Source organism: Streptomyces sp. 6-11-2 (genome assembly GCF_006540305.1).
In the GTDB taxonomy this organism is placed as follows: domain Bacteria; phylum Actinomycetota; class Actinomycetes; order Streptomycetales; family Streptomycetaceae; genus Streptomyces.
On sequence record NZ_BJOR01000001.1, the window covers coordinates 7,269,691 to 7,293,058 of the forward strand.

Here is a 23,368-nt window from a genome sequence, read left to right on the forward strand (position 1 = left end):
ACGACCAGTCCACGACACCGGGCAGAATGGGGGTGATCACCAACCTCCGGGAGACGAACGACCCATGGAATTCCGCGATGACGTGGATCTTGATGCTTCTCAGGTCGAAGACCGCGGCAGCGGCGGCGGTGGCATTCCAGGAGGCGGGCTCACCATCGGCGGCGGCGTCATCGGCGTCGTCGTCCTGGTCGTCGCACTGCTCCTGGGCGTCAACCCGGCGGGCCTCCTGAACGGCGGCGGCTCGAACTCCGCCACCCAGCAGCAGGGGGAGGACCTGACCGCGAAGTGCCGGAAGGGCGCCGACGCCAACCAATCGGAGAAGTGCCGCGTGGTGGGCGTCGTCAACAGCATCCAGCGCTACTGGCAGGGCGCTCTCCCCGAGCACTACCAGCAGTCCTACACCAAGGCTGGAACCCAACTGGTCTCCGGCACCTGGAGCACGGGGTGCGGCCGGGCCACCTCCGCCATGGGCCCGTTCTACTGTCCGGCCGACCACAGTGTCTACCTCGACCTCGGTTTCTTCCGCGAACTGGAGGACAGGTTCGGCGCCAAGGGCGGCCCCTTCGCGCAGGCGTACGTCATCGGCCACGAGTACGGGCATCACGTGCAGAACCTGCTGGGCACCATGAACCGCGCCGGCCGGGACCGCAAGGGAGCCGACAGCGGCTCGGTCCGGCTGGAGCTCCAGGCCGACTGCTACGCCGGGGTCTGGGCCAAGAACGCCGTCACCACCGGCTTCTTCGACAAGCCGTTCACCGACTCCGACATCCGCGAGGCCCTCGGGGCCGCGGAAGCCGTCGGCGACGACCGCATCCAGGAACGCACCCAGGGCCGCGTCGACCCGGAAGGCTGGACCCACGGCAGTTCGCAGCAGCGGGTCCACTGGTTCACCGCCGGCTACACCACGGGCTCCCCGGCCCGGTGCGACACCTTCACCGGCGCCATCTGACCACGTGAAGGCCCCGGCCGGGGTTCCCCGGTCGGGGCCTTCGCCGTCCGTACGGTGCCGTCGGCGCCGGTCCAGCAGGAAGTCGAACACCGCCTGGCGGCCCCTGTCCTGGCCGTCCTGTTCCGCACCGAGTGCGCCGCGCCCGGCACCAACACGACCTGGGCCCGCGGCGTCAGCCTCTTCCGGTCGTGAAGCCATTCCAGCGGGGTCGGCCGTCCCGGACCCCGCCGAGCAGCAGGACCGGTAAGCCCGGCAGCCCGCGGTGCTCCGGTGGCACCGGCGTGCGCGGCCCGTGCGGACAGCTCGGCATCGAGCCGAGGCCGGTCGTCGTGGCGGCGTCGAAGGGGCCGGAGCCGACCGGTGTCAGCTCCGCACCGGCCTTCTCCAGCGCCTCCCGGCGTCCGGCCGCCGAAGCGTCCGCCCTGTCCCGGGGGTAACGTCCGTCCAGGCACAGTGTGGGGGCGTGCAGCCCCTGGCCGAGCTCCTCGGCGCTCGCCGCGCTTCCCTCCCGCACACCCGCGATCGGACCCCGCGGCAGCCCGGGTACGCCGTCACTTCCCCAGTCCCGCCACGGTCTCGTACCACCTGGGCGTACTGCGCACACCGGGTCTCGTCACCCGTGCCCGCTCCGGTCGCGCGGTGCTCCACCACCGCACCCCGGCGAGGTCCCGGCCGGCGGGCAGCCGATGGGCCCGGGCGCCGGCCGTCACGCGAGCGTCGTGCGCCCTCGACTCCCGAAGTGGCTTGTTCCGCCCGGTCCGGCAGCGCCGGCGCGCGTGCCGAAACCGCGGCCGACCCCGTGCCGCGTTCGGGTGCCGCCTGCCGTACCTGCCGTTGTCACCCGCCGTTCCCGCCGTGTTGGCGGCAGGGGCCCAGCATGGGCGCCGCTCGAACACGCTTTTAACGTACAGACGGCAGGAGTTCGGACATGGGCCACGGCCACAGTCACGCCCACGGGCACCACCACCACGACCACGGCACGGGTGGCGGGTCCCTGCCGCCGGCGCTCGACCTGGAGGTCCCCGACACCGAGTTGACGCCCGATCAGCTGTCCCGCCGGTCCATGCTGCGCCGTACCGGCCTGCTCGGTGCCGGACTTGCGGCGGGCAGTGTGCTCGCCGGCGCCGGACAGGCGGCCGCCTCCCAGGGCCAGAACCAGGGGCAGAACCAGAACCAGCAGTCCTCGCAGCCCTCCCGCTCCGGGGGATACCTGTGGCTGGCCGGTGACCACCACATCCACACCCAGTACAGCTCCGACGGCAAGTACCGGGTCGTCGACCACGTGCGCCAGGCCAACGCGCACGGCCTGGACTGGATGGTCATCACCGACCACGGCAGCGAGCAGCACGCCAAGATCGGTGTGGAGAAGGTCAACCCGGACATCGTCGCCGCCCGCGGGCAGATCTCCGACACGCTGGTCTTCCAGGGCCTGGAGTGGAACATCCCGGCCGCCGAGCACGGCACCGTCTTCGTCCACCCCGGCACCAACGAGGTCGCCGTGCTGAAGGAGTTCGAGAACTCCTTCGACGGGGCCGTGAAGAAGGCCACCGCCAACACCCCCGCCAACGAGGCGCTCGCCATCGCGGGCGTCAACTTCCTCGCCGAGCAGGTCCAGCGCCGCAAGGTCAAGGATGCCCTGTTCCTGGCCAACCACCCCGCCCGCAAGGGCATCGACTCCCCGCACGAGATCCGTGCCTGGCGCGACGCGCAGCCGACGATCGCCGTCGGCATGGAGGGCGCTCCCGGCCACCAGGCCGCCGGCCTGCCCGCGCCGGGCGGCCCCGGCTCGGGCCGGGGTTACTACGACGGCAGCCCCGGCGCCGACTCCTTCTCCGGCTACCCGCTGGAGAGCTACCGCACCTGGGGCGGCTTCGACTGGATGACCGCGACCGTGGGCGGTCTGTGGGACAGCCTGCTGGCCGAGGGCAAGCCCTGGTGGATCACCGCCAACTCCGACTCCCACAGCGTCTACGCCGACTCCTCCGTCCGCGGGCCGGGCAGCGACTTCAACGCCAACGGCCGTTACGAGGACCCCGTCCACGGCGGCGCGCTGAACCTGGGCGACGGCGACTTCTGGCCCGGCCAGTACTCCCGCACCCACGTCGGCGCCGCCTCCTTCTCCTACCAGTCGGTCATGGACGGCATCCGCGCCGGCCGCGTCTGGGTCGACCACGGCGGGCTGATCAGCGGTCTCAACGCCCAACTGCGCTCCGGCGGCAAGGCCGTCACCCTCGGCGACGTGCTGCACGTGCGCCGCGGCAGCCAGGTCGACCTGGTAGTCGACATCAGCCTCGCCAACGGCCCGAACTGGGCGCAGTTCGTGCCGAAGCTGGCCCGGGTCGACGTGATCCAGGGCGACGTCACCGGCCGGGTCTCCGACAAGGACGTCTTCACCACCCCGGCCACCAAGGTCGTGAAGTCCTTCGAGGTGGACAAGTCCACCGGCTCGGTGCGTCTGACGTACTCCCTCGGCCGCGTGGACAAGCCGGTGTACGTGCGGCTGCGCGGCACCGACGGCAACCGCACGGCGGTCGGTCTGCGCGGTGCCGCCGTGGACCCGGCCGGACCGGCGATGGACGTGGTCGGCGACGCCGACCCGTGGAAGGACCTGTGGTTCTACTCCAACCCGATGTGGGTCCTGCCCGCATGACCGGTACGCCCGGCGGACCCGGCGTCCCCACCGTGATCGGTGTGGACGCCGGGTCGGCGGACCTGCGCGGCGCCGATCACCTCGCCCAGGACCTGGTGGCGCGGCTCGGCCTGCCGGACGCCACCGTCGCCTGCACGCACCCGGTCCGCAGCGGCGAGCGGCCGCACATCGCCCTCTCCCTGGCGCTGCCGGACGCGGACACCGCGGCCTCGGCATGGCACCGGCTCGTCGCCCTCCTCGCGGACGATGAGCGGCCGCCGTCCGGCGCGGCCCTCGGCGCGCTGCGGCACGGTCCGGCGCCGTACGCGGACGGCGCCGCCCTGGCGGCGGCCGAGCAGCAGACCCGCGAGCAGGGACGTGCCGTCGTCTACCCCGGTGTCCAGCGTCTCGTCGGCACGGTCCCGCTGAGCTTCCTCCTCCAGAACACCGCGATCGACCGGGTCACCGTCATCGGGGCGCCGTCCGGCCCCGGCGGCGGTCCGGAACCGGACACCTCGGTGACGACTCGCGATCACGTGCGCCCCCTGTGGCAGGACGGACAGCTCGTGCTGCCGCTCGTGCCCGCCGCGGGGGGCGTCCTCGCCCCCTTCGAGGTGCCCGACCCCACGCCCTGCTGCGCCGATCACGGCTGACGCCCGCCCCGGCCGGCGGCATGCGCCGGAAGAAGTCCTTCCGCCTCGCGGTCCCCGCAGGTCACAACGGGTCCGCGGGGCAGTAGGGTCCGATCCATCGAGCCCAGTGTCGTGGCCGAAGGAGGGGCAACCGTGGATCTCGAGGCGCTTCGTTCTTTCCTGGCGGTGGCCAAGTACCGCAGTATCTCCAAGGCCGCCGCAGGCTCGTACGTCACACAGCCGACGATGAGCCAGCGGCTGCGGCGGCTGGAGGAGAGTCTCGGTTTCGCGTTGTTCGAGCGGGGCTGGAAGGGCGCGGTGCTGACCCCGCAGGGCGCGTACTTCCTGCCGTACGCCGCCCAGCTCATCCGGGATCTGTCCAACGCCTCCGCGGTCCTGGGCAAGAAGGACCCGTCCCGGCCGCGGAGCTTCGCCGAGGTGGCCGGTCATCCGCACAAGGTCGTCTTCGGCGTGGACAACTGGCTGTCGGAGCGGTCCGTACGGGCCGTGGTGAGCAGCGCGCTGGACGTGTACGGGGCGGACGAGTTCCGGGTGACCAGCCGGCCTGCCACGACGGTGATCGACCTGCTGGAACTCAACCAGCTGGACGCCGGGCTGTTCTACTCGACGGAAGCGGACCACCCGTTCCACACCGACGTCGTGGGCGTCGAGGACATGGCGCTCGTCCATCCGCCGGGGGCGGTTCTGGAGGAGGTCAGCGCCCCGGCCCTGAAGGAGCTGCTGTCCCGCTACCGGTTCGTGCTGTTCGACAATCCGGTGCTGACGCACCATGCGAGGATCACGACCACGCTGATCGAGACGTACGAGATCTCCCGCTTCCACGTGGTGGACGACTACCGGACCATGCACGCGCTGATCCGGCTGGGGGAGTGCATCACCGTGGTTCCCGCCGGTGTCGTCCTCGGCGACCGGGGGCAGCGGGCGACGGACCTTCCCTCGGCCCGGCTGCCCGGACTGCTTCCGCAGATCAGTGTCACGGTGGGGGTCAGTGACGCGGGCCGGGACCACGGGGTGACCGAGGCGTTCGCGGCGTCCGTCGGGCGGTTCCTCGACGAGGACCCGCCCGGTGCCCCGGACGGCGATCTGCCCGGGACGGGGTGACCCGCGCCGACGCGCGGGTCGTCCGCCTCCCGGGCAGGTCCTCAGCGCGTGGCGGGACCGGGTTCCGGCTGGACGCCCGCGGTCGTCGTGACGGCGGCGTCCTCGTCGCCGGCGCGGCCGGTCTTCTTCGGCGCCGTCTCCTGGAGGAAGGACGCGGCCACCACGCACAGCAGCAGTCCGCCGAGTGCCAGGTAGAGGACGGTGTGGATGCCGTGGTGCTGGGCCAGGTATCCGGCGACGGACGGCGCCACGCCACCGCCGAAGATCTCCGCGACGCCCATCACGGTGCCCGCCGCGGCGGCCATCAGACCGGCGGGGACGGACTCCACGGTGATGGTTCCGGCGAGCAGGGCCAGACAGCCGTTGGCGCCGAAGGCGACGAAGAACAGCAGCAGGAACAGCAGCGGCACCACCGGCCCCTGGAGGATGAAGCCGACCAGCATGCACATCGCCATCAGCAGCGCGACGACGACCACGGGCTTGCGGCCGAACCGGTCGGACAGCCCCGGAATGACCAGCTGGCCCGCGAAGGCGCCGAACCCGATGCCGGAGGCGATGACACCCATCTGGCTGGTCCCGATGCCCTGGTGGTCGACCAGGTAGCTCGGCACCATCGCGCTCAGCACGAAGATGCACGTCATCGCGCCGCACAGGGCGAGGATGGCCAGCCGGATGTTCCGGTAGCGGAAGACGTCCAGCCAGCGGGTCTTGTCCTGGGCGGTGGGGGCGACGGCGGATTCGAAGGCCGGCAGCTGGTGGGGCTCCCGAATGGTCCGGAAGACGAACCAGGCCAGGACCAGGCCGGGGACCAGCATGAGACCGAAGACCCAGTGCCAGCTCGGCAGCACCCGCAGCAGCTGGGTGGCGATGATCGGGCCGAGGCCGATGCAGAACAGGGCGAAGGTGCTCTGCTGCATGCCCATGTTCAGTCCGCGGCGCTCCGGCCGGGACGCCTCCGCCGTGGCGGCCACCGCGGTCGGGGTGAAGGCGCCCTCGGTGACGCCCATGATGACCCGCACCATCAGGAGGCTGACGAGTCCGCCGACGAGCCCCGTCAGCAGTGAGCAGACCGAGAAGAACACGATCGAGCCGACCAGGATCCTGCGCCGTCCCAGCCGGTCGGAGAGGCCGCCTATGAGAAGGGAGGAACATCCCCAGGCCAGACCGAGAACTCCGATGATGTTCCCGAGGTCCTGATAGTCGAGCTCGAGTTCCTTCATCATCGAGGGGAACAGCGGGCTGATGATCCAGCGGTCCAGACCGACGAGGCCGAATCCGAGGGAGAGCAGCACGATCGCCGAACGTTCGTAGCGGACGTCGTATTCTCTGGGTCTCACGCCGCTCTCCCCTCGCGGTTCGCGCGGATTTCCGTGACCAGTTCCCCGGTGGTGAGTACCCGACCGAAGAATGTGCCGATGGTCTTCTCCGTGGCCGCCTGGGCCTCCTCGCTGAGCGCCCCGGTGGCGTCGCCGACGAAAGCCACCTTGAAGTCCCGCATGTAGGCCCCCCGCGCGGTGGAGTCGCAGCAGACCTCGGTGAGGGTGCCGACGATGATCACGGTGTCCACCTCACGCAGACCGGAGATGCTGGTCAGCACGTTCTCCAGTCGCGTGTTGTGGAATGCGTCGTAGCGGTGCTTGACGACGACGACGTCCTGCTCCTCCGGCTTCAGGTCGTCGACGACCTGCGAACCGAAAGTCCCCTCGCGCATTCCAGCGCTCAGCAGCGCCGGGTTGTAGGTGGATTCCAGCGGAGACACATTGAATGTGTCCAGCAGAATGTGCCGGGTGTAGACGACCGGAATACCGGCCGCCCGGCACTCGGCGATGACCTCCTGCATCCTGGGTATCCGCCGGCGTGCCATCGGCACTTCCATCGGATATCCCTCGAGAACAAAGTCGTTCTGCATGTCGATCACGAGCAGAGCCGTCTTCTGCGGATTCACGCGCCACATCGCGTTCAACGGATGAACTCCTCTTGCGTTTCGAATACGGAAGGCCGGAGAGCATGGCCCGAGGATTGGGCCAGAGCCTAACCGTGAAACGCACCCTCCCAGTCATAGGAATTCTTTATACCGTCGCGGGGGCGGCACCGAGTGCCCGCGGTCCGGTCAGCCGAGGCCGTGCGGCGTCCGCGATGCCCTGCCCGGCGGGCGTCCCTACCAGGCCACCGGCAGCTCCAGGGGGAACCGCCTGATCGTCCGCTGGTCCCAGCGCACCTCCTCCGGCGGCACCGCGAGCCGCAGCCCCGGGAAGCGCTCCATGAGCCGTCCGACGGCCACTTCGAGCTCTGCCATGGCCAGAGGCATCGCGATGCACCGGTGCCCGCCCCAGCCGAACGTCATATGGGGGGAGTTCGGCCGGTCGACGTCGATGTCGTGCGGGTCCGTGTAGCGCTCCGGGTCGCGGTTGGCCGTCAGGTACGACACGTGGACGTAGTCGCCCGCCCGGATCAGCACACCACCCAGTTCCACGTCCTCGAGAGCCACCCGGGGGATGCCGACCCCCTTGCGGAACGGGATGTGGCGGAGCAACTCGTGCAGCACGTCGGTCAGGGTCTCGGGCCGGCTCCTGATGCGTTCCGCCAGCTCGGGCCGGGTCAGGAGCAGGTACACGATGTCGCTGATCTCGCAGGTCGCCGTGTCCTGGCCGCTGAGCGCCAGCATGAGCGTCATGACCGCCAGTTCCCGGTCGTCCAGCTGCTCCTTGCCGTCCCGCGCCGCGGCCATCGCGCTGATGATGTCGTCGCCGGGCGACTTACGCCGCTGTGCGACGAGCTCGCCGAAGTAGTCCGTCAGATCCTTCTTGGCGCGCGCCGCGGCCTCCTTGGTGTCCGCGCCGACGACGAGCAGCTGGTGCACGGCCTTCTGGATCCGGGGCCATTCCGCCCGCTCGATGCCGAGGAGGTCCAGGACGGTGTGCTGGGGAAGCGGGTCGGACAGGTACCGGATCAGGTCCGCCGGCGGGCCCTGCTCCTCCATGCGGTCCAGCAGATCGTCCGCGAGCCGGACGATCCGGTGGCGCATGGCCTCCACCTGCGGCTGGGTGAAGGCCTGTGAGGCCAGGTGACGGACGCGGCTGCTGTACGGCGGGTCCATCACGTTGATCGACTCGGGCGACACGATGGGCTCCGGCGTCATCCGGGGGTAGTCGCGGCCGATGATGCCCGCCCGGCTGAACCGCTGGTCGGTGGTCACCTGCTTCACGGCGTCGAAGCCGGTGACCAGCCAGGCGTCCGCGTCGCCGTAGCTCAGCCGGATCCGGGTGGGGGTGTCATGACGCATCAGGTCCGCGAGGGAGGGGTCGAACTCCAGGGCTTCGCTGAAGTCGAACGGGCAGACGGCCGTCTCGTTGTCCGTGGTCATCAGTCGGTTCCTTCTGGCATGGGTACGACGTCGGTGGTGTCCACGGCCCGGCGAGGGTTTCCGGCGAGCCTCGACGGCGCCGCCGACCGCAGAGCAGGCCGAGGCGGGCCGTCCCTCGTTGGCGATCGACACCGGGCCACCGCTGAGCGCGGCGGCCCATCCGCCGCCGAGCGGTGGGAAGGTGACGGAGGCGGTGTCATCCGGCCCCCGAGGTGCGCACGATCCTCCGGGACGGCGGACGGAGCGCGCGCCGGGCCGGCACCCCGGTGACTGCGGGCGCCAGGGCCGCCGCGGCCCCATGTCGTTGCCTCCTTGCTGATGGAAACACGCGAGCCGGTGACCCGCTCCGTCAGTGCAGCCAGGTGGGCTAACAAGCCTCTGAGCGACGGCGGCGCCGATATCGGAAGCCAACCGCCGGCGCACCCTTGACAGCTGTCTGTCATGCAGCGTGCAATATATTGCATGCCAGTGCCACAGAGCCGGGGGCTCGTCTCCAGGTCACTCCTTCGCGACAACGCCTACCGGGCCATCCGGGACGCCATCGTCGACGGCACCCTCGCACCGGGGGAGCGCCTCAACGACAGCGACCTGGTGGAGTGGCTGGGCGTCAGCCGCACACCGGTGCGGGAGGCCCTGGCACGTCTGGAGCAGGCCGGTCTGGTGCGGACGAAGCCCGGCCGCTACACCATGGTCAGCCCCCTGGACGTCCGGGCGGCGCGTGCGGCCCAGTCGGTGACGGCGGCCATGCACGAACTCGCCGTCCGCGAGGCGATACCCAACCTGTCCGCCGCCGAGCTGGACGCCATGCGCGAGGCCAACGCCCGCTTCGCCGACGCTCTGCGCCGCAACGACGTCGACGCGGCGATCGACGCCGACGACGCCTTCCACGACGTCGCCGTCACCGCCTGCGCCAATCCGGCCGTCCGCTCGGTCCTGGAGCAGTTCACGCCGGTACTGCGGCGCGTGGAGAGACTGCGCTTCTCCTCACTGAGCGGCCGCGGCTCGGTCGCCCAGCACGACCGGATCGTCGCGTTGTGCGAGGCCGGAGACGTCGAGGGGGCCGTGGCCGCCACCCGCACCAACTGGCAGACGCTGCTGCCGCTGCTCGACACCCTGCTCCCCGACACCGACTAGGAGCCACAGATGTCCCTCGAGTCCTTCGAGCGCACCCCCCTGCTGTTCGGCCCCAGCCCCGTCCACCCGCTGGACCGGCTCAGTGACCATCTCGGCGGTGCCCGTATCTGGGCCAAGCGGGAGGACTGCAACAGCGGGCTGGCCTTCGGCGGCAACAAGACCCGCAAACTCGAGTACCTGGTCCCCGACGCGCTCCGCAAGGGCGCGGACACCCTGGTCAGCATCGGCGGCGTCCAGTCCAACCACACCCGGCAGGTGGCGGCGGTCGCCGCGAAGACGGGCCTGAAGGCCGTCCTGGTCCAGGAGAGCTGGGTCGACTGGCCGGACGCGGTCAACGACAAGGTCGGCAACATCCTGCTGTCCCGCGTCATGGGCGCCGACGTACGCCTGGTCCAGGCGGACTTCGGCATCGGGTTCAAGGACAGCTGGCACCAGGCCCTGGAGGACGTCCACGCCGGCGGCGGCACTCCGTACGCCATCCCCGCCGGAGGCTCCGACCACCCCCTGGGCGGCCTCGGCTTCGCCAACTGGGCCTACGAGGTTCAGCGGCAGGAGCGGGAACTCGGCGTCTTCTTCGACACGATCGTGGTGTGCAGTGTCACCGGCAGCACGCACGCGGGCATGATTGCCGGCTTCGCGGGCCAGGACCGGCCCCGCCGCGTGCTGGGCATCGACGCCTCGGCCAAGATCGACGAGACCCGCGCCCAGGTGGAGAAGATCGCCCGCAACACCGCCGAACTCATCGGCCTCGGCCGGGAGTTGCGTGACGAAGAGATCACCGTCCTGGAGGGCTGGGCCGGCGACTTGTACGGCATCCCCGTCCAGTCGACCCTGGACGCCATCCGCCTCTCCGGCCGCCTCGAAGGCATGATCATCGACCCCGTCTACGAGGGAAAGTCCATGGCCGGACTCATCGACCTCGTCCGACGCGGAGACATCCCCAAGGACTCCAACGTCCTGTACGCCCACCTGGGCGGCCAGCCCGCCCTCAACGCCTACAGCGGCGCCTTCCACTGACCCGGGCAGACCCCCGGCCCCGCCACTGAACCTGATCGAGTGACACCCCACCACCGCCCCATGGCCCCGACGCCGACGACGGCCTGGCCCGGGGCCATGGGGCTGACGGAGGTGAGGCTCTGGGGGCTGTGGGCCGGACGGCGGTGCGACTTCGGCAGGCTGAGGGGTCGGATGGGGCTGCGGGCCCCTGCGGGCCGGTGATCGGACGGGCGGTGCGGCCGCGGTGGGCTGGGGCCAGGCGGTGCTGCGGGTCGCTCCGGGCCCGAGACCAGAGGGCGATGCGGCCTCGGCGGACCCGGGGAGTCGGACGGCGGTGCGGCTGCGGGGGGGGGCAGGCGGTGGTGCGACTTCGGCGGGTCATGGGTCAGGCGGTGCCGGGGACCCCTCCCTGCCCGAGATCAGACGGGCGATGCGGCCTTGGCGGGGATCGGACGGCGGTGTGGTTCCGGCGGGTCATGGGCCACATGGTGCTGCTGGCCCCTGCGGGCTGGGGATCGGACGGGCGGTGTGGCTCCGGCAGGCGATGGGCCAGACGGTGCTGCGGGCCCCTATGGGCCGGGGTCAGGCGGTGCTGCGGGCCCCAGCGGGTTGGGGTCAGACGAGTGGTGCGGCTCCGGCGGGCTCGGGAGCCAGACGGTGCAGCGGGTCCCTGTGGGGCCAGACGGTGCTGCGGGCCCCGAGCCCGGGGTCGGACGGGTGGTGCGGGCTCGGGGGGCCGGGGGTCAGACGGCTGTGCGACCGCCGTCCGCGGGCAGCACCGCGCCCTGGACGAAGCTCGCGGCATCGCTGGCCAGGTAGGCGATCGCCTCGGCGATCTCCTCCGGTGCGGCCGGGCGCCCGGCCGGGGCTTCCGCGGCCAGGGCGTCGAGGGCCTCGCCCATCCCTACGGTGCTCTCCGTGCGGGTCGGACCGGGCTCCACGGCGTTGACCCGCACGCCGCGGGGGCCGAACTCCGCGGCCCACGCCTTGGTCAGCAGGTTCAGTGCCGCCTTGCTCGACCCGTACAGCGCCATCCCGGAGACCCCGTACTCCGCGACCATGGTGCTGACGTTCACGATCGCGCCGTGTCCGCGTGCCGCCATCGCCGGGGCGAGGGCCGCCACCAGGTGGAACGGCGCCTTCACGTTCAGGTCGTAGACGGCGTCGACCTCGTCCTGCGGCGTCTGCTCCGTGGGGCCGAACGGGTACACGCCGGCGTTGTTGACGAGGATGTCCACCCGGCCACCGCCCGCGCCGACGGCTTCCCCGGCCAGTTGCCGCACCGACTCCGCCGTGCGCAGGTCGGCGGCGACGAAGTCGGCCCTGCCGCCGCGGTCGCGGATGCCGGCGACCACGGACTCGCCGCGGGTGCGGTCCCGGCCCGCGACCAGGACGTGCGCGCCCCGCTCGGCGAGCAGCGCCGCGGTGGCGGCTCCGATGCCGCTGGTCGCTCCGGTCACCAGGGCTACGCGTCCGGTCAGTTCAAAAGGACCCATGAGTGTCGTTCTCCGCGGTGAGACAAGTCCGGCACGAGATTCCGTTCCGCCTCATCGGCACTTCCGCCGCCCGACATGAGGCCGGGCGCCGGTGGCCCGTGCGGCCAATGGTGGGACTGCGCCTCACGACGAGCCGCCACAGAGCGAGGAACCGACGACCGGAACACGCCGGTCGGCGCGGACGCCGGCCGGCATTCAGGGGGGCGGGTCGTGTGCCCGGTAGCGGTCCAGCGCCGCACGGGCCTTACGGCTCCTGTGCGCCGGTCGTCGTGCGTGCCGCTCCGAGGGTGCCGTCCGGCCCCGGGGTGATGGCCACGCCCGTGCTGATCCGGGCGAGGGTCGCCCGCAGCCATGCGCTGTCCTCCCCAGTGGCGGGTTCCAGCCGCATCCGCCGGGCCCGCAGCGGCACCATGCGCAGGTCCGCGAGCCGTCCCGTGGCCGCCGTGAGCGAGGGGAAGTAGGCGATCCGCAGGTCGTCGCGGTACTGCTCGTAGCCGGAGATGCCCTCGTAGTCGTCGATGAAGTCGCCGCAGCCGTACAGGATCAGCCGGTCGCGGTACACCTCGACGGGACGGGGGTGGTGCGAGGAGTGCCCGTGGACGACGTCGACCCCGCCGTCGACCAGCGCGCGGGCGAAGCGGATCTGCTCCCGGGGGACGTGGTAGCCCCAGTTGGACCCCCAGTGCACCGAGACGACCACGAGGTCACCCGGAGACCGCACCCGCCGGACGCGCTCGACGACCGCCGCGGCCGCCTCCGCCGTCGCCGCGGGGACGTACGCGACACCGGCGAGGTCCGCCGTCGCCGCCCAGCTCCCCGGTATGCCGCTGGACGTCATCCCCAGGGCGAACACCAGCACGCGGACCCCGTCCGCGACCGGGCACTCCGCGGGCGCGTACGCCGACTCCGCGTCCCGGCCGGCGCCCGCCACCGGCAGTCCCGCACCCGTCAGGGCGTCCAGCGTCTCCAGCAGCCCCGCACGGCCGAAGTCCAGCGTGTGGTTGTTGGCCAGGACGCAGACGTCGGGCCGGGCCGCCTCCAGGGCGGGCAGGTTGGCCGGGTGCATCCGGTAGTGGACCTCTTTCTCCGGCGCGAACGCGTCGCCGCGGGTCACGGCCGTCTCCAGATTCACGATGCGTACGTCAGGGGCGGCGGCCGCCAGCACCGGCAGGGCCTCACCCCACGGCCAGGCCGATGGGACCGGGGCCGGAATCGGGCCGCTCGCCGCCTCCGCCAGCTCCACGTAGGACCGGGCGTCGTGGACCCAGGCCTCCCGCAGGGCCGGATCACCGGGGCACGGGAGGATCTGGTCGACGCCGCGGCCGAGCATCACGTCGCCGCACAGGAACAGCGTCACCACGCCGCCGCGCATACCCCCACAGTAGTGGCCGGACGGCCCGTCACCGACCGGAGCGGCTACCTGCGGCGGCCACACCGCCGTCGGCCGGCGGGGCGCGGACACGACCAGGACGCGCGGTCGGTGACCAGACCAAGCCCGATGGCGAGCAGCCAGGAGTCCTTCGCGAGCGGGATGCCCTGCTGGGTGGGCAGCGGGCTGCCCTTGGCGTGGGTGCCGGGCGTGCGCAGGTAGAGCCCGACCAGACCCGAGGAGAACGCCGTCAGCCCCGCCCCGGCGATGCCGCTGGGCACCAGCGGCGTCAGCAGCGCCGCGCCCAGTGTCACCTCCGCGGTGCCGAGGAGCCGGGTGAAGCGGTGGGGAGAGAGCCTGCGCAGGAACGGGTAGGCGTGGGTGGCCATCGCGTGCAGGCCCTCCTCCGTCTGCTCGTCCGCCGAGAGCTTGCCCAGTCCCGCATGGAGAATGAACGCCCCGGTCGCCAGCCGTGGAGCGATGTGGTGGGCCTTCAGAGGCAGTTCCATGGGTTCCTCCCGCCGAGAGGTCAGGCGTGGTCGACGAGTTGCGCGAATCCGCGCCGGCGTGCGCAGTTGGCGCAGCAGAAGAAGCGTCCGTCGGCCTGCAGACCGTGGCCGAGGATGCGGCACTCGCAGTTGTCGCAGGTCGGAGCGATCCGCTGGGCCGCGCATTCGAGGCTGTCGAAGATGTGGACGGCGTCGCCCGCGCGGACCTCGAACGCCATCTCGTAGTCGTTGTCGCAGACCTCGCACACTGCCATGAGCCTTCACTCCTCGCTGTGCCGGACCGGTGCCCCGGCGTCGGATCGGGCCGCGGATCCCTGGAGTCGGGTCGCGTATCCCGAGCCGTATTCCACCAACGGCACCGGCCGGACCGGCCGCCGCGGCACAACCACTCCGACGGACCCCACGCCCCACAAGCCCGGCCGGTGCGTATCAGCGTCCCGCTCTTCGCCGGGCGACCTCGGCGAGCGTGGCCCAGTCACGCTCGGACCAGCCCGCCGCGACGGCTTCGAGCAGCGCGTCCCGCACGAGGCTGCCGGTGGGCAGGGCCATGTCGCGCCGGTGTGCCGCCGACAGGGCGAGGCCCACGTCCTTGAGCCCGAGCCGGGTGGTGAACCCCGGCGGCTCGTAGCGCTGTTCGGCCATGAGCCCGCCGTAGGTGCCGTATACCGGTCCGGGGAACAGCGTCCCGCTGATCAGCTCGACGAACGCGGCGGCGTCGACGCCGTACGACTCCACCAGGGACGTCGCCTCCGCCGTGGCCTCGATCGCGGCGGCCAGCAGGAAGTTGACCGCGATCTTGACCACGTTGGCCCGTGCCGGGTCGTCCCCCAGTTCCCAGATCCGCCCGGCCAGCGGTTCGAGCACGGGCCTTGCCAGGTCCAGCGCCTCGGGGGCGCCGGCGGCCAGGACGTTCAGCTTCCCGGCCGCCGCCACGTCGGCCCGGCCCAGCACCGGCGCCGCCACGTATCCGATGCCCCGCTGCGTGTGCCGCTGTTCCGCCTCGGCGGCGAAGCCGGCCGACACCGTCGCCAGGTTCACGTGCACACGGCACTCGGCGCCGTCCAGCACCCCGCTGTCCAGGATGAGCGACCGGATGCCGGCGTCGTCGGACAGCATGCTCATCACCACGGGGAGCCCGAACACCTCCACGAGGTCCGTCGCGGCCTCCGCTCCGTCCCCGCGCAGTTCCTCGACGGCGGGCCGCGACCTGTTCCACACCACCACGCGGTGCCCGGCGGCCAGCAGCCTGCGCGCCATCGGACGGCCCATCGTGCCGAGCCCGACGAACCCGATCCCATCCATCCCTGTCGCTCCTCTCCTGCCTGGTCGCTCCGTGCGGACCCTCGGTCACACCAGGTGGCGATCATCTTGCTCCCGGTGTGCTCCGGCAGGCCGTCATGACCGCCCACGCGCCACCGAACGGAGCAGCGGGGACTCCGTCGCCCGACGGTCAGGGGTCGTCATCCGCGCGGCCCGCTCGTGCGGTCGGGCGCGAACCGAGCCGACGCCGTCGGCGAGATCACGCGCGCATACGCCGCGAAGGCGTGGCGGTGGCGGAAGAGCACAGAGGGCGCGCGCACGCGGAGGCGGTGCGCCGGCCCCCTCACACTCGACAGGTCCGGGCCCTTCGTGGCGCGGCTGCACCGCGCCGCCGCGCGGATGGGCGGGCCGCGGCGGACGCCGGCGGCGCGCATCCGGGGAACCTTGGCGCGGGCCGGGCGCCGAGCGGGCGTCCGATCATGGAGGATCCCCTGCCGACCCGCGAGGGTGCGGGTCAGCAGGGGGTGCGGCGGCATTCCTTGTTCGGCGTCCCGGAAGACCGCGACGGGACCGCGGGTGCGGGGAGTCGCCGGGTTCGGTCAGCGCTGGACCGTGATGCCCTTCGGGTTGAGGTGGGAGATGTTGCCGCTCTCGGTCCCGTCCGAGGGATCGATCACGCAGTCGATGAGCGCCGGGGCTCCCGAGGCCAGGGCTTCCCGCAGGGCGGTGGCGACCTCGTCGGGTGTCGTCGCCTGGTAGCCCTTGCCGCCGAACGCCTCGATCATGAGGTCGTGGCGGGCCTTGAGGGCGGTCGGCGCGGGGTCCGCGGAGGTGGAGGCCTCGTCACCGCGGTAGACGCCACTGTTGTTGAGGACGACGGTGACGATGGGCAGGTTGTAGCGGCAGACGGCCTCGATCTCCATGCCGCTGAACCCGAAGGCGCTGTCGCCCTCGATGGCGACCACGGGGTCTCCGGTCTCGACGGCGGCGGCGATGGCGTAGCCCATGCCGATGCCCATGACGCCCCAGGTACCGCTGTCCAGCCGGTGGCGCGGTATCCGCATGCCGATCGTGTTGCGGGCCAGGTCGAGCGCGTTGGCGCCCTCGTTGACGACGTAGGCGCGGGGGTTCTCCGCCAGGACGTCGCGGATCACCTGGAGCGCGCCGAGGAACTTCATCGGGTGCGCGGTCTTCGCGGCGTCGAGGCGCTTGGCCATCTTGGCCGCGTTCTGCGCGGAGCGCGCCGCGAGTTCCTCCCGCCACTTTTGCGCGGCCGGGATCCGGCCGGGCTTGCTCCGCTCGATCAGGGCCTCCATCACCGACGCGACGTCGCCGACGAGCGGGGCCGCGATGGGCTGGTTGCTGTCCATCTCGGTGGCCGCGATGTCCACCTGGATGAACGTGGCCGAGGGGTCCCACTGGGGTGCCTCGCCGTGCCCGAGCAGCCAGTTCAGGCGCGCGCCGACGAGCATCACGACGTCCGCCCTGCGCAGGGCCAGTGACCGGGCGGTGGCCGCCGACTGCGGGTGGTCGTCGGGCAGCAGGCCCTTGGCCATCGACATGGGCAGGTAGGGCACGCCGGTCGTCTCGACGAACTCCCGGATCTGCTCGTCCGCCTGCGCGTACGCCGCGCCCTTGCCGAGGACGACCAGGGGCCGCTCCGCGCCGGCGAGCAGGTCGATCGCGCGGTCCACGGCCGCGGGTTCGGGCAGCTGGCGCGGCGCCGGGTCCACGACCTCCCACAGCGACGCGGCCCCCTGCTCCTTGTCGACGACCTCTCCGAGCACCGCGGCCGGGATGTCGAGATAGACACCTCCGGGACGCCCGGAGACCGCGGTGCGGATCGCGCGGGCCACCCCGCGGCCGATGTCCTCGGCCCGGTGGACCCGGTAGGCGGCCTTGACGAAGGGCTTCGCCGCCGCCAGCTGGTCCATCTCCTCGTAGTCGCCGCGCTGGAGGTCGACCAGGTGCCGCTCGCTGGATCCGGAGATCTGGACCATGGGGAAGCAGTTCGTGGTGGCGTTGGCGAGGGCCACGAGCCCGTTGAGGAAGCCCGGGGCGGAGACCGTCAGGCAGATGCCCGGCCGCTTCGTGAGGAATCCGGCCGCCGCCGCCGCGTGCCCGGCGTCGCTCTCGTGGCGGAAGCCGATGTAACGCATGCCCGACGCCTGCGCGACGCGCGCCAGGTCGGTGATCGGGATGCCGACGACGCCGTAGACGTTCTTGACGCCGTTGCGCCTGAGCGCTTCGACGACCAGGTGGATCCCGTCGGTGAGAGCGGCCGGACCGTCAGTGTCCCCCAGCCCTGTTTCCGGCAAGGAAGCGTTGGTCATGGTCGGGATCCTCCCTGAACGTCACGAATGGCTTCGGGAATACTGTATTCAGTATCCCCGAGGTGGGATGCACTAGCAAGGATTCGCGTGGGGCGGTGTTCCCGGTCCGCGTCCTGCGGGGGCCGTCGCGAGGTCGCGAGCCGCGGCGGATCGGACGTCAGTGCGGCGTGTCGTCGCCGCATTGTCAGTGACATGCAGGAAAATGCCGCGGGAAAGAGAGATCAACATCGCCCGAGCTGGGTAAGTGATCTTCAGTCCCAGCATCGAGGAAGGCCCCCGCTGATGCAGTCCATACCCGGCCCGGCCCGCGCCGTCGTCCTGCACCACCACAGCCGTGCCGGTGCCGCCCTCAGCCCCACGGGTGCTGACCTGCTGCGCATCATCTCCGACCCGGCCACGCTCGTGTTCCTCACCGTGCACGCGGGTGGGCGCCGCAGGTACAGCTACTGGCAGCCGTTCGACCCCCGCACCGGCCGGGGAAGCTGCTACGTCGCGCTGCCCACGGACGTGTGCGACATGCTGCACTCCAGCGGACGGATCACGCTCGGCGAGCCCCTCGTCGACTCCACCAGGACCACCTACCGCGTCGGACCGGCGGACACCCCGGCCGCGCCGCGCCGCCCCCTGCGGACGAGCGTCCTCGCGGCATGACCGAGGGGGCCGGCGGTACGGGCTGCCGGCCCCCTCGGTCCTGCCGTCGTGTCGGACGGCGTCGTCTCGTGGATCCTGTCCGGTTCATCGCGTCGCGCTCCGTCCGGCGTGCCGGATCCGCGGTGGCGCGCCGCGCCCCCGTGCGCGCGTGCTCAGTGTCCGAGGCCGCTCTTCGGCCGTTCCTTGGCGGCGCGGGCCTTGCCCCGCGCCTCCAGTGCGGCACCCTTGGCCGCCGTGGTCTCGTTGCCGAGCGCGTGCGCCACCTTCCTCACGGCCTTCCCGACCACCTGCTCGGCCGTGGCCCTGGCCTTCTCTCCGGCGCTCATGTCGGGTCCTTTCCCTGGCGCTCACCCATCCGCCTGCCCGCGACCCCGGGGCGGAAACCGTCCGTCGTGAGGGTGGGGGCGGTGACGCCGGCGCCGTTTGCGGTCCCACGCGACCCCTGGGTGATGTGAACTGGGTCACAGCGGGTGTGCGTCCTGTGCGGGGCGGTGCGTCGGTAGACTGTAGACGAAAGTCAATCTCACTCCCAGGCTCGGTCGGGCCGCTGATCAGGGGATGGAAGCCATGCTCTCCGCGGGTTTGCCGAGTGGAACCGTGCCGAAGCTGGAGCGGCCGGGTCCGCTGCGTGAGCGGGTCTACGAGGCCCTCCTCGAACTCATCATCACCAGGGTGCTCAAGCCCGGTCAGCACCTGATCGAGACCGAACTCGCCGGCCAGCTCGGCGTCTCCCGCCAGCCCGTGCGCGAGGCGCTCCAGCGGCTCAACACCGAGGGATGGGTCGATCTGCGCCCGGCCCAGGGCGCGTTCGTGCACGAGCCCACCGAGGACGAGGCCGACCAACTGCTCGTCGTACGCGGCTTGTTGGAGGCCGAGGCGGCGCGGCTGGCGGCGGCCGGGGCCGGAGGCGAGGCACCGGCGCGGCTGCGCGAGCTGTGCGAGGAGGGCGAGCGGGCCCTGCGGTCCGACGACGTCGACGCGGTGGTCGCCGCCAACGCCGCCTTCCACGCGTACGTCATGGAACTCGCGGCGAACTCCGTGCTCGCCGAACTGTCCGCTCAGGTGGACCGCCGCATGCGCTGGTTCTACACGCCCATCGCGCGGGCCCGCGGCGAGCACTCCTGGCGCGAGCACCGCGAGTTGATCGACGCGATCGAGGCGGGGGACGAGCAGCGCGCCCAGCGGCTGATGCGGGCGCACACGGAGCAGACCCGTGTCACCTACCACGAGCGCGCCGGTTCCGAGGAGTGACAGCGGAACCGGGCGGCGCGGGCCAGGTGCCCGCACCGCCCGGCGGCAACGGTCAGGGGGCGCCACCGCGAAGGGGGCGCCCCCTGACCGTCGGATCGACCCGTGGATCGTCGGGCGGTTACCCGTCGGCCGGAAGCAGTCCGGCGGCCCTGGCCCAGCGGTACTTCGCGCCGAGAGCGGCCACCGGCTGTTCGGTGGTGTAGGAATGGGCGACGACCCCCCGCTCGAACAGGTAGGCGCTGGCCGCCTCCACCTCGGTGTCCCCGGCGAGCGAGGCCACCACCGGCTTGTGGATCCCCTTGGCCCGCGCCTCGGCGACCACGCGCGCGGTCAGTTCGGCGAAGACCATCGGCGGGGTGACGATGGTGTGCCAGTAGCCGAGGATCAGGGCGTGCACCCGCGGGTCCTCCAGGCCGAGGCGGATCGTCGCCTCGTAGGTGGAGGGAGGCTCGCCACCCGTGATGTCGATCGGGTTGCCGGCCGCGCCGAACGGCGGGATGTACCGCATGAACGCCTCGTCGAGGTCGTCCGGGATCTCCATCAGCCTCAGCCCGTTGTCCACGCAGGCGTCGGAGAGCAGCACGCCGGAGCCGCCGGCGCCGGTGATGATGACGACGTTCTCGCCCTGCGGGGTGGGCAGGACGGGCAGCGCCCTCGCGTACTCCAGCATCTCGTTCAGGCCCGGGGCGCGGATCACACCGGCCTGCCGCAGGATGTCGTCGTAGACGGCGTCGTCGCCGGCCAGGGCTCCGGTGTGGGAGCCGGCGGCCTTCGCTCCGGCCGAGGTGCGCCCGGCCTTGAGCACCACGATCGGCTTCTTCGGCACGGTCTCGCGGGCGGCCTCGACGAACGCCCGGCCGTCCTTGAGGTCCTCCAGGTGCATCGCGATGCACTTGGTGTTCGGGTCCTCGCTGAAGTAGGTGAGCAGGTCGTCCTCGTCGATGTCCGACTTGTTGCCGAGGCCCACGATCGCGGAGACACCGGTCTTGGTGGTGCGGGCGAAGCCGAGGATCGCCATGCCGATGCCACCGGACTGGGAGGTCAGCGCCACCGGGCCCTTGACGTCGTACGGGGTGCAGAACGTGGCGCACAGGTCCTGCCACGGCGAGTAGTAGCCGTAGATGTTCGGTCCCAGCAGCCGTACGCCGTGCTCCCGGGCGATGGCGACGATCCGGTCCTGGAGTTCGTGCTCGCCGGTCTCGGCGAATCCGGACGGGATCAGGACGGCGTTGGGTATGCCCTTGGCACCGACCTCCTCCAGCGCGGTGGGCACGAACTTCGCCGGGATCGCGAAGACGGCCACGTCCACCTCGCCCGGGATGTCGAGGACGGACGCGTGCGCCTTGCGGCCCTCGATCTCGTCGGCCTTCGGGTTGACCGGGTGGATGTCGCCCGCGAACCCGCCGTCGATGAGGTTGCGCATCACCGAGTTGCCGATCTTGCCGGCCTCGGAGGAGGCGCCGATCACCGCCACCGACCGGGGCTGCATCAGCCGTGTCATCGCCGTCAGGATCTCCTCACGGCTGTACTTCGGCCGCGGGGCCGGCGCGTTCTCGGCGAGGATCACGCGGATGTCGGCCGCGAGCGCGCCCTCGGGCGTGGCGATCACCGGGTTGAGGTCCACCTCGGCGATCTCCGGGAAGTCCGTGACCAGTCGGGAGACCCTGCGGATCTGCTCGGCCAGCGCCTCGCGGTCCACCGCGGCCGCGCCGCGCACGCCGCGCAGGATCTCGGCCGCCCCGATCGAGTCCAGCATGGAGGCCGCCTCGTCCTCGGCGACCGGCGCCAGCCGGAAGGTCACGTCCTTGAGGAGCTCGACCAGCACCCCGCCCAGACCGAAGGCGACGACCTTGCCGAAGGTGGGGTCGGTGACCGCCCCGATGATGACCTCCTGGCCCGGCGGCAGCATCTGCTGCACCTGCACGCCGGTGATCCGGGCCTTGGGGTCGTACTCCTTGGCGTTGCCGATGATCCGGTCGTACGCCGTGCGCACCTCTTCCGCCGTCTGCAGACCGACGACCACCCCGCCGGCGTCGGTCTTGTGCAGGATGTCGGGGGAGACGATCTTCAGGACGACCGGCCCGTCGAAGGCGCCGGCGTGGGCCGCCGCCTCGTCCGCGTCGCGCGCCAGGGCCTCGCCGGGGGTGGCGATGCCGTACGCGTCGGCGATCCGCTTGCCCTCGGGCGCGGTCAGGGCGCTGCGGCCCTCGGCGCGCACGGTGGCGAGCACCTTCGCCACGGTGTCGCGGTCGGCTGAGGCATGGTTCAGGGGCATCGCTCAGATCACTCCGTTCGTCTTGAGGAGCTTCAGTTCCTCGTCGTCGAGGCCCAGTTCGCCGGCGTAGACCTCTTCGTTGTGCTCGCCGAGCAGCGGGGAGCTGGTGATGGTCACGGGGGAGTCGGACAGCTTGAGGGGCGAGCCGACGGTCTTGAAGGTGCCGCGCTCGGGGTGCTCGACCGGGACGATCATCTCGTTGGCGGCCAGCGACCGGTCCTCGATGATCTCCTTGGTGGACAGGATCGGCCCGCAGGGGATGCCGTGGGAGTTGAGGGCCTCCAGCACCTCCCACTTGGGCAGGGTGCTGCTCCACTCCTCGATCAGCTGGAACATCTTGTCCAGCTTGGGCAGCCGGGCCTCGGGGGTGGCCCAGTCGGGGTCCTCGGCCAGTTCCGGGCGGTTGATCAGCTCGGTGATGGGCTTCCAGCCGGGCGGCTGCACCACGATGTACACGTAGTCGTTGGGGCCTCCCGGCGCGCACTTGACCGCCCAGCCGGGCTGGCCGCCGCCGGAGGCGTTCCCCGAGCGCGGCACCTCCTCGCCGAAGTCCTCGTTCGGGTACTCGGCGAGCGGGCCGTGCGTCAGGCGCTGCTGGTCGCGCAGCTTCACCCGGCAGAGGTTGAGCACCGCGTGCTGCATGGCCACGTTGACCCGCTGGCCGCGTCCGGTGCGCTCGCGCTGGAAGAGCGCCGCGAGGATGCCGGCGACGAGGTGGACCCCGGTCCCCGAGTCGCCTATCTGCGCGCCGGTGGCCGTCGGCGGGCCGTCCTCGAAGCCCGTGGTCGCCATCGAGCCGCCCATGGCCTGCGCGACGACCTCGTACGCCTTGAAGGTGGTGTAAGGGCCTTCGCCGAACCCCTTGATGGAGGCGTACACGATCCGCGGGTTGATCTCCTGGATGCGGTCCCAGGTGAAGCCCATGCGGTCGACGGCGCCCGGTCCGAAGTTCTCGACCATGACGTCGGAGCGCCGGATCAGCTCGGTGAGCAGTTCCTTGCCGCGTTCCGTCTTGGTGTTGAGGGTGATGCTCCGCTTGTTGCAGTTGAGCATCGTGAAGTAGAGGGAGTCGGCGTCGGGGAGGTCCCGCAGCTGCCTGCGGGTGATGTCGCCGGTCGGCGCCTCCAGCTTGACGACGTCCGCACCGAGCCAGGCGAGCAACTGGGTGGCGGAGGGGCCTGACTGGACGTGTGTCATGTCGAGGACGCGCACGCCCTCAAGAGCCCTGGTCATGGGGATCACCTCACTTGTACACGGTTTGGTGCGTCTGGCCGTACGGGAGCACCCTGCATACAGGCAACGAATACTGTATGCAATCATCGGCCGACCGGGCGGCGGCTGTCCAGTCGCCTGCGCGTGATTTTGCCCAGTCGGCGGATTCGTGCGCTCAGGGCTGGT

General features: G+C 71.5%; 21 protein-coding genes. 8 read left to right on the forward strand and 13 right to left on the reverse strand.

Translation table 11 applies throughout. The features are described from left to right. Nucleotides 1–64 precede the first annotated feature (64 nt). Nucleotides 65–949, forward strand: a complete 885-nt coding sequence (locus tag TNCT6_RS32635) for a neutral zinc metallopeptidase (protein WP_141364813.1) — start codon at nucleotides 65–67, stop codon at nucleotides 947–949. 172 nt (nucleotides 950–1,121) lie between these two features. Here TNCT6_RS32635 and TNCT6_RS32640 read toward each other — a convergent pair whose 3' ends face one another. Further along, on the reverse strand, nucleotides 1,122–1,463 hold the full coding sequence (locus tag TNCT6_RS32640) for a hypothetical protein (RefSeq protein WP_141364815.1): 342 nt from the start codon (nucleotides 1,461–1,463) through the stop codon (nucleotides 1,122–1,124). 414 nt (nucleotides 1,464–1,877) lie between these two features. Between TNCT6_RS32640 and TNCT6_RS32645 the strand changes: the two genes are divergently transcribed. The 3 genes from TNCT6_RS32645 (at nucleotide 1,878) to TNCT6_RS32655 (ending at nucleotide 5,332) form a co-directional block, all read left to right on the forward strand. Then, nucleotides 1,878–3,599, forward strand: a complete 1,722-nt coding sequence (locus tag TNCT6_RS32645; RefSeq protein ID WP_141364817.1) for a PHP domain-containing protein — start codon at nucleotides 1,878–1,880, stop codon at nucleotides 3,597–3,599. Continuing rightward, complete coding sequence (locus TNCT6_RS32650; RefSeq protein ID WP_141364819.1) at nucleotides 3,596–4,231, forward strand: hypothetical protein; 636 nt, start codon at nucleotides 3,596–3,598, stop codon at nucleotides 4,229–4,231. The genes TNCT6_RS32645 and TNCT6_RS32650 overlap by 4 nt, the downstream gene beginning before the upstream one ends. A gap of 132 nt (nucleotides 4,232–4,363) precedes the next feature. Beyond that, on the forward strand, nucleotides 4,364–5,332 hold the full coding sequence (locus TNCT6_RS32655; RefSeq protein WP_141364821.1) for a LysR family transcriptional regulator: 969 nt from the start codon (nucleotides 4,364–4,366) through the stop codon (nucleotides 5,330–5,332). A gap of 41 nt (nucleotides 5,333–5,373) precedes the next feature. Here the strand turns inward: TNCT6_RS32655 and TNCT6_RS32660 are convergent, their stop codons facing one another. From TNCT6_RS32660 to TNCT6_RS32670, 3 genes are all read right to left on the reverse strand, one after another. Next, a complete protein-coding gene (locus tag TNCT6_RS32660) occupies nucleotides 5,374–6,669 on the reverse strand; it encodes an MFS transporter (RefSeq protein WP_141364823.1) in 1,296 nt (431 codons plus the stop codon). Next, nucleotides 6,666–7,286, reverse strand: a complete 621-nt coding sequence (locus TNCT6_RS32665) for an isochorismatase family protein (RefSeq protein WP_253266477.1) — start codon at nucleotides 7,284–7,286, stop codon at nucleotides 6,666–6,668. The genes TNCT6_RS32660 and TNCT6_RS32665 overlap by 4 nt, the downstream gene beginning before the upstream one ends. Nucleotides 7,287–7,490: 204 nt before the next feature. After that, nucleotides 7,491–8,696 carry a cytochrome P450 gene (locus TNCT6_RS32670; protein WP_141364827.1) on the reverse strand — a complete coding sequence of 402 codons (1,206 nt, stop codon included), beginning with the start codon at nucleotides 8,694–8,696 and terminating at the stop codon, nucleotides 7,491–7,493. A gap of 462 nt (nucleotides 8,697–9,158) precedes the next feature. Between TNCT6_RS32670 and TNCT6_RS32675 the strand changes: the two genes are divergently transcribed. Together TNCT6_RS32675 and TNCT6_RS32680 are read left to right on the forward strand one after the other, a co-directional pair. Beyond that, nucleotides 9,159–9,830, forward strand: coding sequence for a GntR family transcriptional regulator (locus tag TNCT6_RS32675; protein ID WP_141364829.1), 672 nt, complete (start codon nucleotides 9,159–9,161; stop codon nucleotides 9,828–9,830). Between the two features lie 9 nt (nucleotides 9,831–9,839). Then, a complete protein-coding gene (locus TNCT6_RS32680) occupies nucleotides 9,840–10,847 on the forward strand; it encodes a 1-aminocyclopropane-1-carboxylate deaminase (protein ID WP_141364830.1) in 1,008 nt (335 codons plus the stop codon). A gap of 722 nt (nucleotides 10,848–11,569) precedes the next feature. Here TNCT6_RS32680 and TNCT6_RS32685 read toward each other — a convergent pair. From TNCT6_RS32685 to oxc, 6 genes are all read right to left on the reverse strand, one after another. Beyond that, nucleotides 11,570–12,322 carry an SDR family NAD(P)-dependent oxidoreductase gene (locus TNCT6_RS32685; RefSeq protein ID WP_141364832.1) on the reverse strand — a complete coding sequence of 251 codons (753 nt, stop codon included), beginning with the start codon at nucleotides 12,320–12,322 and terminating at the stop codon, nucleotides 11,570–11,572. A gap of 244 nt (nucleotides 12,323–12,566) precedes the next feature. Then, the gene (locus TNCT6_RS32690; RefSeq protein WP_141364834.1) at nucleotides 12,567–13,694 is read right to left on the reverse strand and encodes a CapA family protein; all 1,128 of its coding nucleotides are present in this window, start codon (nucleotides 13,692–13,694) and stop codon (nucleotides 12,567–12,569) included. 44 nt (nucleotides 13,695–13,738) lie between these two features. Beyond that, nucleotides 13,739–14,200: a hypothetical protein gene (locus TNCT6_RS32695; RefSeq protein ID WP_141364836.1), complete on the reverse strand. Its 462-nt coding sequence runs from the start codon at nucleotides 14,198–14,200 to the stop codon at nucleotides 13,739–13,741. 20 nt (nucleotides 14,201–14,220) lie between these two features. After that, on the reverse strand, nucleotides 14,221–14,454 hold the full coding sequence (locus tag TNCT6_RS32700) for a hypothetical protein (protein WP_141364837.1): 234 nt from the start codon (nucleotides 14,452–14,454) through the stop codon (nucleotides 14,221–14,223). A gap of 175 nt (nucleotides 14,455–14,629) precedes the next feature. Then, nucleotides 14,630–15,502 carry an NAD(P)-dependent oxidoreductase gene (locus TNCT6_RS32705; protein ID WP_141364839.1) on the reverse strand — a complete coding sequence of 291 codons (873 nt, stop codon included), beginning with the start codon at nucleotides 15,500–15,502 and terminating at the stop codon, nucleotides 14,630–14,632. Between the two features lie 557 nt (nucleotides 15,503–16,059). Continuing rightward, nucleotides 16,060–17,793, reverse strand: coding sequence for an oxalyl-CoA decarboxylase (gene oxc, locus TNCT6_RS32710; RefSeq protein ID WP_141364841.1), 1,734 nt, complete (start codon nucleotides 17,791–17,793; stop codon nucleotides 16,060–16,062). Between the two features lie 282 nt (nucleotides 17,794–18,075). On the opposite strand from oxc, the gene TNCT6_RS32715 reads away from it, so the two are divergent. Next, nucleotides 18,076–18,444 carry a hypothetical protein gene (locus TNCT6_RS32715; RefSeq protein ID WP_253266303.1) on the forward strand — a complete coding sequence of 123 codons (369 nt, stop codon included), beginning with the start codon at nucleotides 18,076–18,078 and terminating at the stop codon, nucleotides 18,442–18,444. A gap of 152 nt (nucleotides 18,445–18,596) precedes the next feature. Here TNCT6_RS32715 and TNCT6_RS40195 read toward each other — a convergent pair whose 3' ends face one another. Next, entirely contained in the window at nucleotides 18,597–18,770 is a 174-nt protein-coding gene (locus tag TNCT6_RS40195; protein WP_172633130.1) for a hypothetical protein, read from the reverse strand. Between the two features lie 241 nt (nucleotides 18,771–19,011). Between TNCT6_RS40195 and TNCT6_RS32720 the strand changes: the two genes are divergently transcribed. Next, nucleotides 19,012–19,695 carry a GntR family transcriptional regulator gene (locus TNCT6_RS32720; RefSeq protein WP_141364843.1) on the forward strand — a complete coding sequence of 228 codons (684 nt, stop codon included), beginning with the start codon at nucleotides 19,012–19,014 and terminating at the stop codon, nucleotides 19,693–19,695. A gap of 118 nt (nucleotides 19,696–19,813) precedes the next feature. Here the strand turns inward: TNCT6_RS32720 and TNCT6_RS32725 are convergent, their stop codons facing one another. Both TNCT6_RS32725 and frc read right to left on the reverse strand, forming a co-directional pair. Continuing rightward, nucleotides 19,814–21,970, reverse strand: coding sequence for an acetate--CoA ligase family protein (locus TNCT6_RS32725; protein ID WP_141364845.1), 2,157 nt, complete (start codon nucleotides 21,968–21,970; stop codon nucleotides 19,814–19,816). A 3-nt stretch (nucleotides 21,971–21,973) separates the two neighbouring features. Further along, complete coding sequence (frc, locus tag TNCT6_RS32730) at nucleotides 21,974–23,203, reverse strand: formyl-CoA transferase (RefSeq protein ID WP_141364847.1); 1,230 nt, start codon at nucleotides 23,201–23,203, stop codon at nucleotides 21,974–21,976. Between the last annotated feature and the right edge of the window lie 165 nt (nucleotides 23,204–23,368).

Excerpts from the sequence above, each read along its gene's own strand:
- TNCT6_RS32635 (WP_141364813.1), top strand. The coding sequence starts at position 65 with ATGGAATTCCGCGATGACGTGGATCTTGATGCTTCTCAGGTCGAAGAC.
- TNCT6_RS32645 (WP_141364817.1), top strand. The coding sequence starts at position 1,878 with ATGGGCCACGGCCACAGTCACGCCCACGGGCACCACCACCACGACCAC.
- TNCT6_RS32650 (WP_141364819.1), top strand. The coding sequence starts at position 3,596 with ATGACCGGTACGCCCGGCGGACCCGGCGTCCCCACCGTGATCGGTGTG.
- TNCT6_RS32665 (WP_253266477.1), bottom strand. The coding sequence starts at position 7,286 with ATGTGGCGCGTGAATCCGCAGAAGACGGCTCTGCTCGTGATCGACATG.
- TNCT6_RS32670 (WP_141364827.1), bottom strand. The coding sequence starts at position 8,696 with ATGACCACGGACAACGAGACGGCCGTCTGCCCGTTCGACTTCAGCGAA.
- TNCT6_RS32675 (WP_141364829.1), top strand. The coding sequence starts at position 9,159 with ATGCCAGTGCCACAGAGCCGGGGGCTCGTCTCCAGGTCACTCCTTCGC.
- TNCT6_RS32680 (WP_141364830.1), top strand. The coding sequence starts at position 9,840 with ATGTCCCTCGAGTCCTTCGAGCGCACCCCCCTGCTGTTCGGCCCCAGC.
- TNCT6_RS32685 (WP_141364832.1), bottom strand. The coding sequence starts at position 12,322 with ATGGGTCCTTTTGAACTGACCGGACGCGTAGCCCTGGTGACCGGAGCG.
- TNCT6_RS32690 (WP_141364834.1), bottom strand. The coding sequence starts at position 13,694 with ATGCGCGGCGGCGTGGTGACGCTGTTCCTGTGCGGCGACGTGATGCTC.
- TNCT6_RS32695 (WP_141364836.1), bottom strand. The coding sequence starts at position 14,200 with ATGGAACTGCCTCTGAAGGCCCACCACATCGCTCCACGGCTGGCGACC.
- TNCT6_RS32700 (WP_141364837.1), bottom strand. The coding sequence starts at position 14,454 with ATGGCAGTGTGCGAGGTCTGCGACAACGACTACGAGATGGCGTTCGAG.
- TNCT6_RS32705 (WP_141364839.1), bottom strand. The coding sequence starts at position 15,502 with ATGGATGGGATCGGGTTCGTCGGGCTCGGCACGATGGGCCGTCCGATG.
- oxc (WP_141364841.1), bottom strand. The coding sequence starts at position 17,793 with ATGACCAACGCTTCCTTGCCGGAAACAGGGCTGGGGGACACTGACGGT.
- TNCT6_RS32715 (WP_253266303.1), top strand. The coding sequence starts at position 18,076 with ATGCAGTCCATACCCGGCCCGGCCCGCGCCGTCGTCCTGCACCACCAC.
- TNCT6_RS40195 (WP_172633130.1), bottom strand. The coding sequence starts at position 18,770 with ATGAGCGCCGGAGAGAAGGCCAGGGCCACGGCCGAGCAGGTGGTCGGG.
- TNCT6_RS32720 (WP_141364843.1), top strand. The coding sequence starts at position 19,012 with ATGCTCTCCGCGGGTTTGCCGAGTGGAACCGTGCCGAAGCTGGAGCGG.
- TNCT6_RS32725 (WP_141364845.1), bottom strand. The coding sequence starts at position 21,970 with ATGCCCCTGAACCATGCCTCAGCCGACCGCGACACCGTGGCGAAGGTG.
- frc (WP_141364847.1), bottom strand. The coding sequence starts at position 23,203 with ATGACCAGGGCTCTTGAGGGCGTGCGCGTCCTCGACATGACACACGTC.